The 16,716-nt window shown below is 70.4% G+C and carries 12 protein-coding genes; 9 read left to right on the top strand and 3 right to left on the bottom strand.

Features of this window, described 5'->3' with window-relative positions:
- Positions 1-1,203: a glycosyltransferase family 2 protein gene (locus BR98_RS36760; protein WP_157537994.1), complete on the bottom strand. Its 1,203-nt coding sequence runs from the start codon at positions 1,201-1,203 to the stop codon at positions 1-3.
- A 246-nt stretch (positions 1,204-1,449) separates the two neighbouring features.
- Here BR98_RS36760 and BR98_RS30510 point away from each other — a divergent pair, with 246 nt between their 5' ends.
- The 5 genes from BR98_RS30510 (at position 1,450) to BR98_RS30490 (ending at position 9,987) form a co-directional block, all read left to right on the top strand.
- Complete coding sequence (locus BR98_RS30510) at positions 1,450-2,688, top strand: Nramp family divalent metal transporter (protein WP_198042308.1); 1,239 nt, start codon at positions 1,450-1,452, stop codon at positions 2,686-2,688.
- A 20-nt stretch (positions 2,689-2,708) separates the two neighbouring features.
- Positions 2,709-4,541, top strand: coding sequence for an ATP-binding cassette domain-containing protein (locus BR98_RS30505; protein WP_035849850.1), 1,833 nt, complete (start codon positions 2,709-2,711; stop codon positions 4,539-4,541).
- On the top strand, positions 4,538-6,337 hold the full coding sequence (locus BR98_RS30500; protein ID WP_035849848.1) for an ABC transporter ATP-binding protein: 1,800 nt from the start codon (positions 4,538-4,540) through the stop codon (positions 6,335-6,337). Before BR98_RS30505 ends, BR98_RS30500 begins: the two co-directional genes overlap by 4 nt.
- A gap of 11 nt (positions 6,338-6,348) precedes the next feature.
- Positions 6,349-8,712 (top strand): TIM-barrel domain-containing protein, encoded by a 2,364-nt coding sequence (locus BR98_RS30495; protein ID WP_063774862.1) that lies wholly within the window; start codon positions 6,349-6,351, stop codon positions 8,710-8,712.
- 174 nt (positions 8,713-8,886) lie between these two features.
- Positions 8,887-9,987, top strand: coding sequence for a helix-turn-helix transcriptional regulator (locus BR98_RS30490; RefSeq protein WP_051970463.1), 1,101 nt, complete (start codon positions 8,887-8,889; stop codon positions 9,985-9,987).
- Between the two features lie 71 nt (positions 9,988-10,058).
- Here the strand turns inward: BR98_RS30490 and BR98_RS30485 are convergent, their stop codons facing one another.
- Positions 10,059-11,195, bottom strand: coding sequence for a Fic family protein (locus BR98_RS30485; protein ID WP_035849839.1), 1,137 nt, complete (start codon positions 11,193-11,195; stop codon positions 10,059-10,061).
- 437 nt (positions 11,196-11,632) lie between these two features.
- On the opposite strand from BR98_RS30485, the gene BR98_RS30480 reads away from it, so the two are divergent.
- Both BR98_RS30480 and BR98_RS30475 read left to right on the top strand, forming a co-directional pair.
- Positions 11,633-12,778: a glycoside hydrolase family 11 protein gene (locus tag BR98_RS30480; RefSeq protein ID WP_407639513.1), complete on the top strand. Its 1,146-nt coding sequence runs from the start codon at positions 11,633-11,635 to the stop codon at positions 12,776-12,778.
- Positions 12,779-12,925: 147 nt separating this feature from the next.
- Entirely contained in the window at positions 12,926-14,347 is a 1,422-nt protein-coding gene (locus tag BR98_RS30475; protein ID WP_051970461.1) for a non-reducing end alpha-L-arabinofuranosidase family hydrolase, read from the top strand.
- 37 nt (positions 14,348-14,384) lie between these two features.
- On the opposite strand, the gene BR98_RS30470 is transcribed toward BR98_RS30475, so the two are convergent.
- Entirely contained in the window at positions 14,385-15,527 is a 1,143-nt protein-coding gene (locus BR98_RS30470) for a PP2C family protein-serine/threonine phosphatase (protein ID WP_051970459.1), read from the bottom strand.
- A gap of 259 nt (positions 15,528-15,786) precedes the next feature.
- Between BR98_RS30470 and BR98_RS30465 the strand changes: the two genes are divergently transcribed.
- Together BR98_RS30465 and BR98_RS30460 are read left to right on the top strand one after the other, a co-directional pair.
- Positions 15,787-16,146: an ArsC/Spx/MgsR family protein gene (locus BR98_RS30465; protein WP_035849836.1), complete on the top strand. Its 360-nt coding sequence runs from the start codon at positions 15,787-15,789 to the stop codon at positions 16,144-16,146.
- Positions 16,143-16,694: a DUF1697 domain-containing protein gene (locus tag BR98_RS30460; RefSeq protein WP_232247688.1), complete on the top strand. Its 552-nt coding sequence runs from the start codon at positions 16,143-16,145 to the stop codon at positions 16,692-16,694. Before BR98_RS30465 ends, BR98_RS30460 begins: the two co-directional genes overlap by 4 nt.
- Positions 16,695-16,716: the final 22 nt, after the last annotated feature.

The following is a 16,716-nucleotide window of genomic DNA, read 5'->3' as shown; positions in this document are numbered from 1 at the left end:
TCAGTGCTCTCCCTCGCGCAGGTAGCGGCCGCGGTTCCCGATGTGGGTCGGCCTGCCCTCCGACAGGCCGAGCAGCCACTCGTTGGCCCGGTGCCCGTCGCGCTCCATCTCCGGGCGCGGATGGTCGAGATGGAGCAGCACCTCCGCGGTGTGCGTGATGCCGGTGTGCGCCGAGAGGTGCTCGTAGAACTCGTTGTCCTCGTCCCCCCAGCCCTCGTAGCGCTCGTCGAACCCGTGGATCCGGTGGAACAGGTCGCTGTCCACGAAGATGCAGCCGCCCCGGTTGGTGACCAGCTGGTAACCGTGCAGGGACTCGGCGTCGACGGCGCCGCCGGGCCGCGACAGGCGCTGGCGGATCGCCCGCGCCGAGGAGCGGGCGTCCAGGTAGTGCAGGCTCGCGTGCGGGAGCAGGGCGGCGGCCCCGGTCTGCCGGAGGCGGTCGAGCTGGCGTTCCAGGAAGCCGGTGTCGACCAGCACGTCGGCGTCCAGGAAGCACAGCCAGCGTTCCGCGCCGCTGGTGGCCACCGCGCCGACGTTGTGCGCCCAACTCCGGTTGTAGTCACCGTCGTTGCCGGCGTGCACGTAGCGGTCGACCAGCCCGTGCAGCAGCGCCGCGTGCCGCGGCGTGCCGTCCTGCTCCACCACCACGATGCGGTAGCGCTCCCGGCCCAGGCTCTGGTCCCGAAGCGCCAGTACCGACGCCACCGTGTTCCGCAGGCGGTCGGCCGACGAGACGTCACGGAAGTCGAGCACGACGGTCACCTCCCAGGAACCGCCGGAAGAGCCGTCCGGGCCGGGCGCCTCAGGACTCGAGTCGTGGCGGGCGCCGGTGTCCAGCACGATCCGGCTCCTGCCGCGGAACTCCGCCGCCGCGGCGCGGAGTCCGTCCGTGTCCGTCTCCGGTGCGGCGAGCGCCTGTTCGACCAGGTGTGACAGGCGGTGCTGCGCCCCCCGGTCCAGCGGCGCCTCCCGCAGCCGGTCCAGCGCGGGGGCCCGTTCGGCCTCCGGCAGGGCCCGCTCCAGCTGCGCCAGGACCCGGCGGCCCAGCCGCTCGGTGCGCCGCCACATCGGAGCACTCAGTCGGGCGCCCGGGTCCCAGAGCGTGACCAGGGCGTTCACCGCGGTCCTGACCGTCTCGGCGTCGTCCTGGGGTGCGGGCGGCACGGGCCGCTCTTCGAGCACCCGGTATCCCATTTGTGTCATAGCAATCCTCTGCATCGTGGCGGAGAAGCATTCCTGCAGTCGATAGAAGCCCTTCGGCCGAATCCCTCCACCGATGATTCAGCAGGTCCCCGGAATCGGCCAGGGAAATCATTGGCAGCCACGCGCGGCGGCACTCTCCTGCCAATCGCCGCTTTCTTGACATGCCGCCCCAGGGCCTGCATGCTCGCTTTCGCCCTCTCCCGGTCGGCGGCCGAATCCCATTTCCGTCAGCTGCTGGAGGGAACCATGCTGTCCACTTCTGCGCCCGGCGGACGTACCGCGAACGCCAGGACGATGCTCGGACCGGCGTTCGTCGCCGCCAGCGCCTACGTCGATCCGGGCAACTTCGCCACCGGCATGGCCGCCGGGTCCGCCTACGGCTACCGGCTGCTGTGGGTCGTCTGCGCGGCCGGCGCCATGGCCGTGCTGGTGCAGACGGTCACCGCCAAACTCGGGATGGCCACCGGGCACGGCCTCGCCGAGCTCTGCCGGCTGCACCTGCCCCGGCTGGTGCGGCTCGTGCTATGGGGGCTCATGGAGGTGGTGCTCGTGGCCACCGAGCTCGCCGAGGTGGTGGGCGGTGCGCTGGCGCTGCACCTCTTGGTCGGCGTCCGCCTGGTGGTGGGCGGGCTCATCACGGGAGCGGTCGCGATCGGCGTCCTCGCCCTGGAGACGAGGGGGGTCCGGCGCTTCGAATCGGCCGTGGCGGGACTGCTCGTGCTGATCGCCGTCGCCCTCCTCTACGACCTGGCCGGAGCCGGCGTCTCCGTCGACTCATTGGGCGCCGGCCTGGCACCGGGCTTCGCCGGACCGGAAAGCCTGGTTCTCGCCGCGGGGATCGTCGGAGCGACCGTCATGCCGCACACGCTCTATCTGCACTCGAGTCTCAGCGCCGAGCACCGTCGGGACCTGTGCCCCGGCGCCGCGTCCCGAGCGGCGCGGCGGCGGATGCTGCGCGGAACCCGGGTGGACACGGCCGTCGCCCTCAGTGCCGCCACGCTGCTCAACACGGTGATACTGCTCATCGCCGCACAGCTGTTGCCCGGGCGGGTGCTGCAGGACCTGGTCGGGATCCACGCGGCCGTGGCCGTCCGAGCGGGCGGCGCGTCCGCGCTGATGTTCGCGCTCGCCCTGCTGGCCTCCGGCCTCGCCGCCTCCGCCGTGGGCACCTACACCGGGCAGACGGTCATGTCGGGCTTCCTGCGCCGTTCCGTGCCCCGCCCGCTGCGCAGAGCGGTGACGCTCGTCCCCGCACTCGGCGTGCTCGCGGCCGGGGTGGATCCGACCCAGGCCCTCGTCTGGTCACAGGTGGTGCTCTGTTTCGGGGTGCCGTTCGCCCTGCTGCCGCTGCTGTGGTTCAGCGCTCGGCGCGACGTCATGGCCGAACTGGTGAACCACCCCGCCACGACGACTGTGCTGGCACTGATCACCCTGCTGATCACCGGTCTCAACGCCCTACTCCTCTGGGGGCTCCTCGTCCCATGACGCAAAGGTCGGTCCAAACCATGCCCGTCACCACCCTGGTGCGAAGCCGGGTGCGGCTCCTGCGTGCGCTGCGGCCCGCCGGAGCGGTCACCGTCACCGTGCTGGCGCTGCTGTTCCTGGTCCAGGCGCTGCAGCCGGCCGTGGCCGCGATCGCCACTGGCGTGCTCATCCGCTCGGTGACCGGCTCAACCGCCCACTCAGGGAGTTGGGTCGCCCCCCTGGCCCTCCTCGCCGGGACGCTCCTCGTCGGCCAGGCCGCCGATGTGTCCGGTTCGGCGCTGCGGGTCCTCGCCGCGCGCCGGATCGACGGCGCCCAACGCGCGCGCGTGGCCGAACTGGTCACCGGGGCCTCGGGGATCACGCTGCTGGAGGAGCCGGCCGTGCGCGACGACCTGCTGCTCGCCTCCGCCCGTCCTCCCACCAACTGGACCGAGAGCACGCCGGGGCAGGCCGCGGTGTCGCAGCTGAGGCTGCTCTTCCGGAGCCTCCAGGCGGCGGCCTGCGCGGCCGTGCTCGTCCGGTACTCCCCATGGCTGCTGCTGCTCATGCTGCTCGCGGTCCTCGGCACCCGTGGCGTCCTCAGCCGCAACACGATGGCCGTCGCCGAGGTGTCGGCGAACGGCGCCGCGGCGGCCCGCCGGGAACGCTACTGGCGGGAACAGGTGATCGCCCCTGGCGCAGCCAAGGAGACACGGGTCTTCGGGCTGCGGGAATGGGTGAGCGACCACTGGCAGGAGAGCTTCCGGAGCCGGGTCGAGCCCGTCTGGCGCCGGGGCTCCGAACTCAACTGGCGGCAGTGGACCGCCTTCGCGCTGCTGGCCCTGTCCGCGCTCGCCGGACTCTCCGCGCTCGGACTCGGGGCGATGCGCGGGCACGTCGACCCGGGCGACCTGGGGGCGATGCTCGCCGCGGTCATCGGTCTGCTGTCCCTCGCGGCTTCGGACCACGACACCGTCGTGGTGGCCGGCGGAGCCTCGGGCACCGCCGCACTGGACCGGCTGGGCGCGCGCCTGGCAGCCGGCCGGAGCCCGCGCACCCCGACGGCACCGACCTCGCCGACGGCGGCCGCACCGGGGCCGGACGCCCCCGGCCGCGCTCCACTGGTGCGGTTCGAAGGAGTCGGCTTCCGTTACCCGGGTGCGGACCGGCCGGTGCTGGAGGAATGCGACCTGGAGATCCGTCCGGGCGAGGTGCTGGCCCTCGTGGGCCGCAACGGAGCCGGCAAGACCACCCTGACCAAACTGCTCGCCGGGCTGTACCGGCCGACGGACGGCCGGATCACCGCGGACGGCGTCGACATCGCGGCCCTGGCCCCCGCCGACTGGTGGCGCGGGCTCGCCGCGGTCTTCCAGGACTTCGTCAAGTACCCGTTGAGCGTCGTCGACAACGTCACCCTGGGCGCGTGCTCGGAGGCGCCCGGTCAGGCCGCGTTGGCCGACGCGGCCCGGGCGGCCGGCAGCACGGAACTGATCCAGCGTCTGCCCGCCGGCTGGAACACCCCGTTGTCGTCCAAGTACACCGCGGGGGTCGACCTGTCCGGAGGCCAGTGGCAGCACATCGCCCTCACCCGCGCCATGCACGCGGTCCAGCGCGGCGCGCGAATCCTGGTCCTGGACGAACCCACCGCCCATCTCGACATCCGCACCGAACTGGAGGTGTTCCGCAGAGTGGTCCACGGGTTGCCGGACGTCAGCGTGGTGCTGATCTCGCACCGGCTCTCCACGGTGCAACAGGCCGACCGGATCGCCTGCCTCGCCGACGGCAGGGTGGTCGAGACCGGGACGCACGCACAACTCCTCGCCGCAGACGGCGTCTACGCGGAACTCTTCGCCGGGCAGGAGGAGGCCCTGTGAACGCCAGGATCGCCTTCTGGAAGCTCCTGCTCAGCCGCTGCTGGCGCTCCGCCCCCGGCACGAGCGCTCTGCTGACCGCGCTGATCGCCGCCGAGAGCGTCGCCGTCGCCGTCCTCGCGATGAGCGTGCGCGCCCTGGTGGAGGGCACCGGGCAGCGGAGCGCCGCCCACGTCCTGGCCGCGGCGGCCGGTGCTGCCGGATGCCTTCTCATCGTCAACGCCGGGATCAACACCAGGCACGCGTTGCGCGGGAACCTGAGCGAGCAGATCGGGATGGACCTCGAGCGCGAGATCATCGGGGCCGTGGCCGGCCTGCCCCATCTGGACCACCTGGAGCGGCCCGTGTACCTGGACCGGGTCGCGCTGACCCTGGGCAGCGGTCCGACCCTGGTGGCGGCCGCCTGGCTCCCGCTGGAGTCGATCGGCAGCCTGGCCAGCCTGGTCGGCAGCGTCTTCCTGCTGGCACAGGTCGACCCGGTCCTGCTTGTGCTGATCCTCTTCACACCGGTCCCGCTCCTGGTGAACCGCCACACGCAGAAGGCGATCCGGGCGTCGATGCTGGCGACCGCCGAGAGCACCCGTCTGGAGGAGGACCTCTTCGGGCTCCTCACCTCACCTGGCTCGGCCAAGGAGATCATGATCTGCGGCGCGGCGCCCCGGCTGCTGTCCCTGCGCGCCGACCAGTGGCGCACGGCGACCGAGATCCGGCAGCGGGTCCGACGGCGCGCGGCGGTCCTGACGTCCGCCGGCTGGCTGGTCTTCACCGCGGCCTACGCCGGCTGCCTGGCCTACACGGCCCACCTGGCCGCCTCGGGCGCCTGCTCTGCCGGCGACCTGCTGCTGGCGATAACCCTCGCGGGGCAGTTGCGGCGTCAGGTGGAGCTGACTGTCGAGGGCGTCAGCAACGTCGTCAACGGCGCCGAGGCACTGGAGCCCTGCCTCTGGCTGCTCCGCTACAGCGCGGAACACGCGCCGGCGCCGGCGTCAGCGCACCTGCGCCCGCCGGACCTGCTCAGGAAGGGGATAACCCTCGACGAGGTAACCTTCCGCTACCCGGAGTCGACCAGGGCCGCGGTCGACTCGGTGTCGGCCCACCTGCCCGCGGGCGCGACGGTGGCCGTCGTGGGCGAGTACGGCTCGGGCAAGTCCTCGCTGGTCAAACTGCTGTGCGGGCTGTACCCCCCGGAGCGGGGGCGGATCACCGTGGACGGCACCGACCTGCGCGACTTCGCCCCGTCCTCGTGGAGCGAACGCCTGTCCGTCGCCTTCCAGGACTTCGGGCGCTACCAGACGACGCTCCGTGAGGCCGTCGGGATAGGCGACCTCGGCCGGAGCAGCGACCCCGACGCCCTGCACCGGGCGCTGGCCGACGGTGACGCCCTGGTCGTGGCGGACGGGCTGCCCGACGGACTGGACAGCCCGCTGGGACGGGAGCTCGGCGGCGTCGACCTGTCCGAGGGCCAGTGGCAGCGTGTGGCACTGGCCCGGGCGGCCATGCGCACCGCGCCCCTGCTGGTGATCCTCGACGAGCCGACCGCCGCCTTGGACGCCCCCACCGAACAGGCGGTCTTCCGACGCCACTTGGCGATGTCCCGGCGGTTCGCCGAGGCCTGCGGCACCGTGACCCTGATCGTCTCGCACCGTCTCTCCACGGTCCGGGAAGCGGACCTGATCCTGGTCATGGAGGCGGGAGCGGTGATCGAGGCGGGCGACCACACGGCACTGCTCGCACGCGGCGGACGCTACGCCGAACTCCTGACCATCCACGACGCCCTGCACGGCATCACCACTTCCTGAGGAGGACCCGCATGCCCTACCGTCAACCGCTCGCCCCCTGGATCACCCACGTCGCCGACCCCCGTGACCTCCCGCTCCTCGCTCCGGGAGACGAGGGACCCAGTCGGGTCCTCTCCGCCGAGCCGGTCTCCCACGATCGGGAAGGCCTGCGGCTGCGAGCGCTGATGTCGACCGGCGACCACCTGCTCATCGACGTCAGGGCCGCCGGGGAGGGCGTCATCCGGGTCCGGCTGGCCCCCACCGCCGAGACGGTGACGCGCTCGGCCGCGGCGACCCGGCTGGTGACTCCGGGCCACCATGCCGGGGCCCGGGTCGAGATCGGCGCCGACGGTGCCTGGCTCCAGGCCGGCGCGGTCAGCGCGACCATCGACTTCGACCCGTGGCGGATACGGTTCCACGACGCGACCGGAACGCTGCTGACCGAGCAGAACACGGACGAGTCCGACATCAGCCTCAAACTGCGGGTGCTGCCCTTCGGCAGGTCCCTCGGCCCGGACGGCGGGGTGCTGGCCTACCACGAGACCTTCGCGGCCCGTCCCGACGAGCACTTCGTCGGCCTCGGCGAGAAGTTCACCGGACTCGACAAGCGGGGTCAGCGCATCGTCACCTGGAACTACGACGCCTTCAGCTCCGAATCCGAACGCTCCTACAAGAACGTCCCCCTGTACCTGTCCAGCCGCGGCTACGGAGTCCTCGTCGACAGCGGCATGGCGACCGAGTTCGACATCTGCCACTCCACCCACTCCTGCGTCCAGATCACCGTGCCCGACGACCAGTTGGACTACTACCTGATCGCCGGTCCGACGCCCGCGGAGACGCTCGACCGCTACCACCGGCTCACCGGCAGGCCGGTGACCCCTCCCCGGTGGGCGCTGGGCGCCTGGATCTCCACGGGCTACCTGAAGGTCGACCAGGAGGGCACCCTGGCGCAGGCGCGGCGGATCCGGGAGCACGGCATCCCCTGCGACGTGCTCCACCTGGACGCCTACTGGCAACGATCCGACCGCTGGTCCGACCTGCGCTGGGACGAGGACCGGTTCCCCGAGCCGGCGGGCATGCTGTCCGCGCTGCACGACCTCGGATTCAAGGTCTGCGTGTGGATGAACCCGTACGTCAGCGTCGAGAGTCCGCTCTTCGAGGAAGGCGCGGGCAAGGGCTACTTCCTCAAGCGCGCGGACGGCTCCGTCCATGTCGCCGACGTCTGGCACGGGTCCCGTCCCGAGTGCGGCATCACCGACTTCACCAACCCCGAGGCGACCGCCTGGTTCCAGGGGCTGCTCCGGCCGCTCCTGGAACAGGGGGTGGACGTCTTCAAGACGGACTTCGGCGAGGGCGTCCCGGTCGACGCCTCGGCCTCCAACGGGATGACCGGGGAGGAGCTCCACAACGTCTACTCACTGCTCTTCAACGACGCCGTCGCCGACGTGACCGAGCAGGTGGCCGGGCACCGCGTGGTCTGGGCCCGTTCCTCGTTCACCGGCGGCCAGCGCCACTGCGGGCAGTGGGCCGGCGACAACAACACGAGCTTCGCCGCGATGGCCTCCACGCTGCGAGGGGGGCTGTCGTACGCGTTCAGCGGCGTTCCGTACTGGAGCCATGACGTGGGCGGCTTCACCGGAACGCCCGCCCCTGACCTCATGGCGCGCTCCGCCCAGTTCGGCGCCTTCTCGCCGATGCTGCGGTTCCACGGCACCAGCACCCGCTACCCCTGGGACTTCGAGCACGCGGTGGACCGGGCCGTCGTCGACGCGGTCCGGCTGCGCTACCGGCTGATGCCGTACCTGTACTCGGCCGCCGTCGAGTCCGGGACGAGCGGGGCCACGATCATGCGCCCGTTGGCCATGCACGCACCGCAGGAGCCCGGCACCTGGTCCGCCGACCTCGAGTACCTCTTCGGCCCCGACCTGCTCGTGGCGCCGATCACCAGTCCCGAGGGGGAACGGCACCTGTACCTGCCCGACGGACAGTGGATCGACTACTGGACCGGGGAGTTCCACACCGGCGGCCGTCACCTGCGGGTGGCCAAGCCGCTGGACCAGGTCCCGCTGTTCGTGCGGAACGGCGCGCTGATCCCCACCACCACCCCACGGGCCACGGTCGGTGACGGTGACTCGGCGGACATCACGGTCGTCTGCTGGACCACGGGGGACGGCCACGCCGTGGTGCACGACGAGAACGGCACGACCCGCCTGGAGCTGGTCCGCACCGGCCCGTCCGTCGAACTCACCTCGACCGGCCCGCTGCCCGTCCGGGCGGTGTTCTTCCCCCCGCTCGTCGGCGGCCCCCACACCACCTCCGTCCGGATCAACGGCCGTGCCGCGCAACCGGATACCGAGGGCGCCTGGCACACGGACATTGGCGGCGACACGGCCTGATCCACGCCTCTGGGACGTGAGGACGAGGGTTTTCTGTCGAATATCGTCGAAGCGATTGGAGTCGGTAGACGAAGAATAAGTTCGGTGCTTATAGTCCTGATCTTGTAGATCTCAAGGCTTCGATGACGAAGCGCTTCGACTCCTCCCCGCCCTGGGCCTCACAAGGATGCGACGATGCCATCGATCCGGATCGACCGAGACGAGAATCCACTTCCGGCTCAGCCGTTCGAGGCTCTGGGGCTGCACAGATCCTCCTACCTGGTCTACCGGGCGCTCCTGGAGCGGCCGGACCTGGACCTGGACGGGCTGGGTCGCCACCTGGGCCTTGACAGCAGCACGGTCGAGGACGCCCTGGACGCCCTGGCGGACATGGCACTGCTGGACCACGGATCGGGCTCCGCGGGAGACTGGGTTCCGGTCGACCCCGACATGAGGCTCAGTGCGATCCTGGCCGCCGAGGAGGCCGAGGTCCATCACCGCTGGGAGTCGGTCCGTCAGGCCAAGCGGCACATCGCCGAGTTGGCGGCCGTCTACCGGAAGGCCGGCCACTCCGGCACGCTTCCGAATGTCGAGCACGTCGTGGGGCTCGACGAGGTACGGCAACGACTCGAACGCCTGGCCGCGGAGACCTGCTCCGAAGTGGCCACCCTGGTGCCGGGCGGGCCCCAGTCCAAGGACGTGCTGCAGGCCAGTCACGACCTCGACAGCGAGACCCTCGCCCGCGGCGTCCAGATGCGCACCGTCTACGTGGAGAGCATCCGGAACAGTCAGGAGACCATGGGCTACGCCCGGTGGATGCTCAGTTCGGGGGCGGACATCCGAACCGCCACGACGCTGCCGATGCGCCTCATCGTCGCCGATCGTTCGCTCGCGGTCATCCCGGTCGATCCCGACGACCCCCGGCAGGGGGCCCTGATCATCAGGCACCGGGGCGTCGTGAGCGTCTGCCTGGCACTGTTCGAGCAGGTGTGGCGCTCGGCGTCGGTGCTCAAGGGGACCGCCGACCCCCTTGACGCCCCGGTCAGCGAGGCCAGCGCACAGGAGGTGGAACTGCTGCGCCTCCTGGGGCAGGGACACTCGGACGACTTCGTCGCCCGCCAACTCGGCGTCTCCTTGCGCACGGTACGAAGGATGATGGCAGCGCTGATGCGCCGCCTCGGGGCCAAGTCACGCTTCCAGGCCGGCATGACCGCCACCAGCCTCGGCTGGCTCGAACCGTCGCCGGAGTCCCTCGGCCGAGGCACGACCGCCGGCCCGGCCGAGGGCCCGTCCTGATACCGCGCGGGCCCCGGCCACTGCGCGACAAGCGCGACCACGCGTCGGCCCACCGGCTGACGCGACCGATCTCAGCCAGCGAACGGGTCGACGAGGCGCATCGGAGTGCGTGCCACGCTTAGTGCCCGCTCCGGGAAACGCGGTCCTGCCATGTAATACCTGGCCCGAGTGCGGCCTACCGGCTCAAGCACCTGAGCGGTGACCAACTCACGCAGATCCCGCTGCGCCTGCTGCACACTCAGCCCCTCCGCGTGTTCGTAACGCGAGCGTCGCACCCGGCCGGCCATGGCCACGTCGTGCAGAGCCGTCACCATCCGCTCGTCCATGCTCGCGCCCTCGACAAAGTCCGCAAGCAGGCCCCAGACCTGCCCGGACCTGTCCAAGCGGCCTTGCACGGTCTGCGCCTGCTGATGGTAGGCCGTCAAGTTGAAGCGGATCCACCCGGAGACATCCTGGTCGGGCAGGTATTCGGAGCCTCGGCGTCCCAGTTCCCGGTAGTACTCCCAGGTGTTTCCCGGGCGCCCCAGCCAGGCCTCGATCGAGGAGAACTCCGGGGCGAGGACGCCCTCTCGGGCGATCACGAGAGTCTGCAGCGAGCGCGACATCCGACCGTTCCCGTCGGCCCAAGGATGGATCGACACCAGGTGCAGATGCGCCATCGCGGCCCTCACCAGTGGATGCATGTCGTCGCCGATATTTAGCCAGTCCACCAACTCCTCCATCAGCGAAGGAACATCCCCCGCGTCAGGTGCGGTGTAGGCGGCGATACTCGGATCGCGGGCATCGGTCACGTATACCGGTCCACGGCGCCACTGGCCGGCTGGCTTCCGCACTGTGTGGCGATGGCCCTGCAGCATCCAGTGCAGCGCGTTGAGCAACCCCTTGCTGTAGGAGAAGTCATCGACGTCGTGCAATGCCTGGATGTACGTCATCATCCGCTGGTAAGCGAGCGTCTCCTCGCGATTCTCTTCTGACACCTCCACATCGCGCTCGCCCTCCAACAGGTCCTCGACATCGACAGTGGACACCCTGAAGCCCTCGATGGAGTTCGAAGCCGCCACGGCATCGGCCGTCAGGAATTTGCGCAGGCCCTCGGTCCACTTGACCGGGGCCGTACGAACCTGGTTCCGCAGCGCGAGGCGCATGCGCTCGATCTCGTCAAGCACCCGCTTGTCGTCGACGGCAAGAGAAGGCGTAGGGAAGAGCATGCATCGACGATAGAATGACGCAATCATCACGTCAAGCCGACAACAGATCCGCTTCGCTCAGTGCGAGCCATAGCGAAACTTTCGAACGCTTGCTGTTGAAAGTTACAGCCCGCCCGAGGGCAATCGTGGGGCATCGGCAAGGCATTGGTCCAGTTCCCGGGCTTGCATCGGCCGCCATGTGCCCGGCCTGCACTTTTGTTGGTGAGGGTGGATTTGAGAACAGGCGATACTTTCGCGGTATCAGTCGAAAGTATTGACAGCCTGTCGAGCGCAGGCCAACACTGTCGCCGTCGACAAGTCCGAACGGCCTTGGATCCGGGTCACATGTGCCAACTGGATTCGGACGAAGCGATGTTGATGACAAGTCGGTTTCCTGCACCGCTGTGCGGGCGCAGGGCCGCCCCCACCCCCACTCATCGACAGGACGGATCACCCCCGTGAACTCCCCCCACCCCAAGAGCCGCAGGGCCGGCCGCCTCCGGCGGATCGCCGGCAGGACGCGCGTCCTCGCGCCGGCCCTCGCGGCCGTCCTGATCCTGCCCGGCACCGCCGAGGCCGCGACCATCACCACGAACCAGACCGGCAACGACGGCGGATACTTCTACTCGTTCTGGACCCAGGGCGACGGTGCGGCCTCGATGTCGCTGAACGGCGGCGGCAACTATGGCACCTCCTGGAGCAACGCCGGCAACTTCGTGGCCGGCAAGGGCTGGAGCACCGGGTCCCGCAACCCGGTGACCTACTCGGGCACCTGGAGCACCAACGGCAACGCCTATCTGTCGCTCTACGGCTGGAGCACCAACCCGCTCGTCGAGTACTACATCGTCGACAACTACGGCTCCTACAAGCCCACCGGCACGTACAAGGGCACGGTCACCAGCGACGGCGGCACGTACGACATCTACGAGACGACGCGGGTCAACGCCCCCTCGATCGAGGGCATCAGGACCTTCAACCAGTACTGGAGCGTCCGTCAGTCCAAGCGGACCGGCGGAACCATCACCGTCGGGAACCACTTCGACGCCTGGTCCAGGGCCGGCATGAACCTCGGCACCATGAACTACGAGATCCTGGCCACCGAGGGCTACCAGAGCAGCGGCAGCTCCAACATCACCCTGGGCTCCGGGGGCGGCGGCGGCAATCCTCCGGGCGGCGGCATCACCTCCGGCACCGTCTACACGCTCTCCGACGTGGCCGCCGGGCGCGTTCTCGACGAGCCGGCGGGCCAGAACGGCAACGGCACCCAGCTCCAGGTGTGGGACGCCAGCGGCGCCACCAACCAGCAGTGGCGGGCCACCCAGAACAGCGACGGCTCCTACACGCTGACCAACGTCGCCAGCGGCCGGGCCCTGGACGAGCCGGGCAACCAGACGGGCAACGGGACCAGGATGCAGGTCTGGGACTCCAACGGCGGCGCCAACCAGCACTGGAAGGCCGCCCAGAACAGCGACGGCTCCTACACGCTGACCAACGCCGCCAGCGGCCGAGCCCTGGAGACTCCCGGCAGTCAGACCGCCAACGGCACTCCCGTCCAGATCTGGGACTCCAACAGCGGCGCCAACCAGCACTGGAACTTCAGGTGAGCTGAGCCGCAGGGGCGCGCGGCTCTGCCGAGCCCCTGCGCCCCTCCGGGAAGACGGCCGACCCTTGATGCGCGCCCACGGCGGCGCGCACATGGTGGCGGCGACAAAGCCGGGTCACGGCTCCATCCGTTCACAAAGGAGGTCCCCATGCGCGGACGAAGTTCCAGTCGCGGGCAGCTGTCCGTGATGTTCATCGCCGTGGTCGCGGCCGTGGCGGCGTTGGCGGCGCTGCTCGTCGCCACCCCGGCTCAGGCGGACACCAGCGGCGCCTTGCGCGGCACGGGTTCCGGTCGGTGTCTCGACGTGCAGAACGCCAGCCAGACCGACGGCGCGTCCCTGCAGATCTACGACTGCTGGAACGGGACGAACCAGCAGTGGACGTCGACGTCCAGCAACCAGCTGACCGTCTACGGCAACAAGTGCCTGGACGTCCCGAACCACGCCACCACCGCCGGCACCCGGGTACAGATCTGGAGCTGCACCGGCGGAGCGAACCAGCAGTGGCGGGTGAACTCCGACGGCACCATCGTCGGAGTCGAGTCCGGACTGTGCCTGGACGTCACCGGCGCCGCCACCGCCAACGGCACAGCGGTCGAGATCTGGACCTGCAACGGCCACAGCAACCAACAATGGACCGGCCTGTCCGGGACGACCCCGCCGGGCAACTGCTCCCTGCCCTCGACCTACCGCTGGTCCTCGACCGGCTCGCTCGCCCAACCGGCGAACGGCTGGGTCTCGCTCAAGGACTTCACCGACGTCGTGTACAACGGCAAGCACCTCGTCTACGCCTCGAACGTGTCGGGATCCTCGTACGGCTCGATGATGTTCAGCCCCTTCACCAACTGGTCGGACATGGCCTCGGCCGGCCAGACCGGCATGGGCCAGGCCACGGTGGCCCCCACGCTGTTCTACTTCGCGCCCAAGAACATCTGGGTACTGGCCTACCAGTGGGGCCAGTGGCCCTTCATCTACCGCACCTCCAGCGACCCCACCAACCCCAACGGCTGGTCCGCACCGCAGCCGCTGTTCACCGGCAGCATCCCCAACTCCGGCACCGGCCCGATCGACCAGACCCTGATCGCCGACGGCCAGAACATGTACCTGTTCTTCGCCGGTGACAACGGCAGCATCTACCGGGCCAGCATGCCGATCGGGAACTTCCCCAGCAGCTTCGGCTCCTCCTACACCACGGTCATGAGCGACTCGGTGAACAACCTGTTCGAGGCGCCGCAGGTCTACAAGGTCAAGGACCAGAACCAGTACCTCATGATCGTCGAGGCACAGGGCTCCGGCGGCCGCTACTTCCGCTCCTTCACCGCCTCCAGCCTCAACGGCTCCTGGACCCCGCAGGCCGCCAGCGAGAACAACCCCTTCGCGGGCAAGGCCAACAGCGGCGCCACCTGGACCAACGACATCAGCCACGGCGACCTGGTCCGCAACAACCCCGACCAGACCATGACCATCGACCCCTGCAACCTCCAGCTCCTCTACCAGGGCAAGTCCCCCAACGCCGGCGGCCCCTACGACCAACTCCCCTGGCGACCGGGCGTCCTCACCCTCCAGCACTGACCCTGGACGCGAAGTCCTCCGATTCCATCGCTGCAGCTCAGCAGGGTCTGAGCTGCAGCGATGGCTTTTCTGGGTCGGGCCTCGGGCTCAGGGCCAGCAGGGCGAGGTCGTCGGTGGCGGGGCCGCCGTGGGACTGGACGTCGTCGCCGAGGAAGGCGACGAGTTGTTCGGGGGTGACGGCGGTGCGGCCGTGGAAGCGGGTGGCGAGGCGGTCGGTGAGGGGGTAGAAGCGGCCCTCGGGGTCGCGGGCCTCGGTGAGGCCGTCGGTGTGCAGCAGCAGGGTCTGCCCGCCGGCGAGCGGGACGAGCGCGGGGGGCGGGGCGGGCTGGGCGCGCAGGTGGCCGAGGCCGAGCGGGAGGTCCTGGCGGCAGTGCACGGTCTGCACCGTGCCGCCGGTCAGCAGCACCGGGTCGAGGTGGCCGCGGTTGACCACCCGGAGGTGGTCGGCGCCCGGCCGGTGCTCCAGCAGCAGGGCCGTGACGAAGAGCTCGTCGTCCCCGCACTCCACCGCGCCGCGGCGCACCTGACGGTCCAACAGCTCGGCCAGTTCGGTCAGTTCGGCCGTCTCGTGGGCGGTCGCGCGGAACGCGCCGAGCAGGTCGGCAACGGTGCGGACGGCTTCCAGGCCCTTGCCGCGGACGTCTCCGAGCAGGATCCGGCTGCCGAACCCGGTCTCGCACAGCTCGTACAAGTCGCCGCCGATCGCCACCTCGGCCTGGGCGGCCCGGTAGCGTCCGGCGGTGCGCAGTTCGCCGACCTGCTCGGGCACCGGGTGCAGCACGGTCCGCTGCAGCGCCTCGCTCACCGTGCGGGCCCGGACCAGGTGCCGGGCCTGCCGGATCCGCTGGTGGGCCAGCATCACGCCGGCCAGCGCGGCCAGCAGGGTGGAGAGGTAGACCCAGACGTGGTGGTGCTCGTAGAGGTGCCCGGCCCGGGCGGCCAGCACGATCTGCAGTACCAGCGCGCCCAGCCCGGAGGCCGCGGTGACCGACGGGCCGAAACCGAAGGCCACCAGCACCGGCAGCGCCGTGAGCAGGAAGCCCGCCGCGGTGGCCTGCGGGAAGGCGACCTCCACGACGAGATCGATGACGATCAGCAGCGTGGGCAGCCAGCGCACCCAGTGCGGCGGGAACCCGACCCCTTGGTCGATGGTGGCGGTGGTGCCGTCGCGAAAGGACACGGCGGACCTCCTCGGGCCGGTGGGAACGGGACGCGGGACGATGTCTCGAAGCGGGACGATGTCTCGAAGCGGGACGATGTCTCGAAGCAGGACGTCTCTCCGGGTACAGACGGTGTCTCCCATCGTCGCGTACCGATCCGCCGCCGGGCCGAGGCCCTACGACCTGGCTGGACGGGACCAAAGTCCCGTTCGGTAAGCAAGCCTTATCGGGAGTGGCGGGTTACGCGGGGGTGTCAGTGGGGCTGCGTAGGCTGAGGGCATGGAGATCTGGATCAACCCGCGGTGCGGCAAGTGCCGAGTCGCGCTGACCGAGCTGAACGAGGCCGGCGCCGAGTACACGGTGCGTCGCTACCTGGAGGACCCGCCCTCGGTGGCTGAGCTCGAGGTGGTGCTGGAGCGGCTGGGGCTGGACCCGTGGGACATCACCCGGCTCGACGAGGCGGTCGCCAAGGAGCTCGGGATGCGCAGCTGGGGGCGGGAGCCGGGCGACCGGGCGCGCTGGCTGGCAGCGCTGGCGGAAAACCCGATCCTGGTGCAGCGCCCGATCATCACGGCCGACGACGGGCACGCGGTGATCGCCCGGACGCCGGAGGCGCTGCGCTCGGTGCTGCCGTCGTGACGACCATCTGGATCGCCTTCCTGCGCGCGGTGAACGTGGGCGGGCGGGTGGTCAAGATGGAGCGGCTGCGGGAGCTCTTCGGCGAGCTGGGGCTGGCGGAGGTGCGCAGCTACATACAGAGCGGCAACGTCTTCTTCCGCGCCGAGCCGGACGTGGACCGGGCAGCGCTGACCCGGCGGATCGAGCAGCACCTGGCGGCGGCGCTGGGCTATCCGGTGCCGGTGATGCTGCGGACGGTGGACGAGGTCGCGGCGGCGGTCGCGGGCGAGCCGTTCGCCGGGGTGGAGATCACACCGGAGGTCCGGCTCTGCGTGGTCTTCCTCTCCGAGCCGCTGCCGGCCGACCTGGTGCTGCCGGTGCGTTCTTCCAAGGGCGACCTGGAGGTGATCGCGGCCACCCCGGGCGAGGCGTACGTGGTGGCGCGCCACATCGCGGGCCGGCCGGCCGGGAACCCTGCGGCGGTGTTCGGCAAGGCGTACGCCGGGCAGGGCACCAGCCGCTTCTTCCACACCACGGAGAAGATCCTCGCGGCGGCCCGGAAGGGGTGAGGCGAGGACAGCGGGTGGACCG

The organism is Kitasatospora azatica KCTC 9699, from assembly GCF_000744785.1.
Lineage (GTDB): Bacteria > Actinomycetota > Actinomycetes > Streptomycetales > Streptomycetaceae > Kitasatospora > Kitasatospora azatica.
Note: the sequence above shows the minus strand (reverse complement) of the source record. Positions and strands in the feature narration are given on the sequence as shown.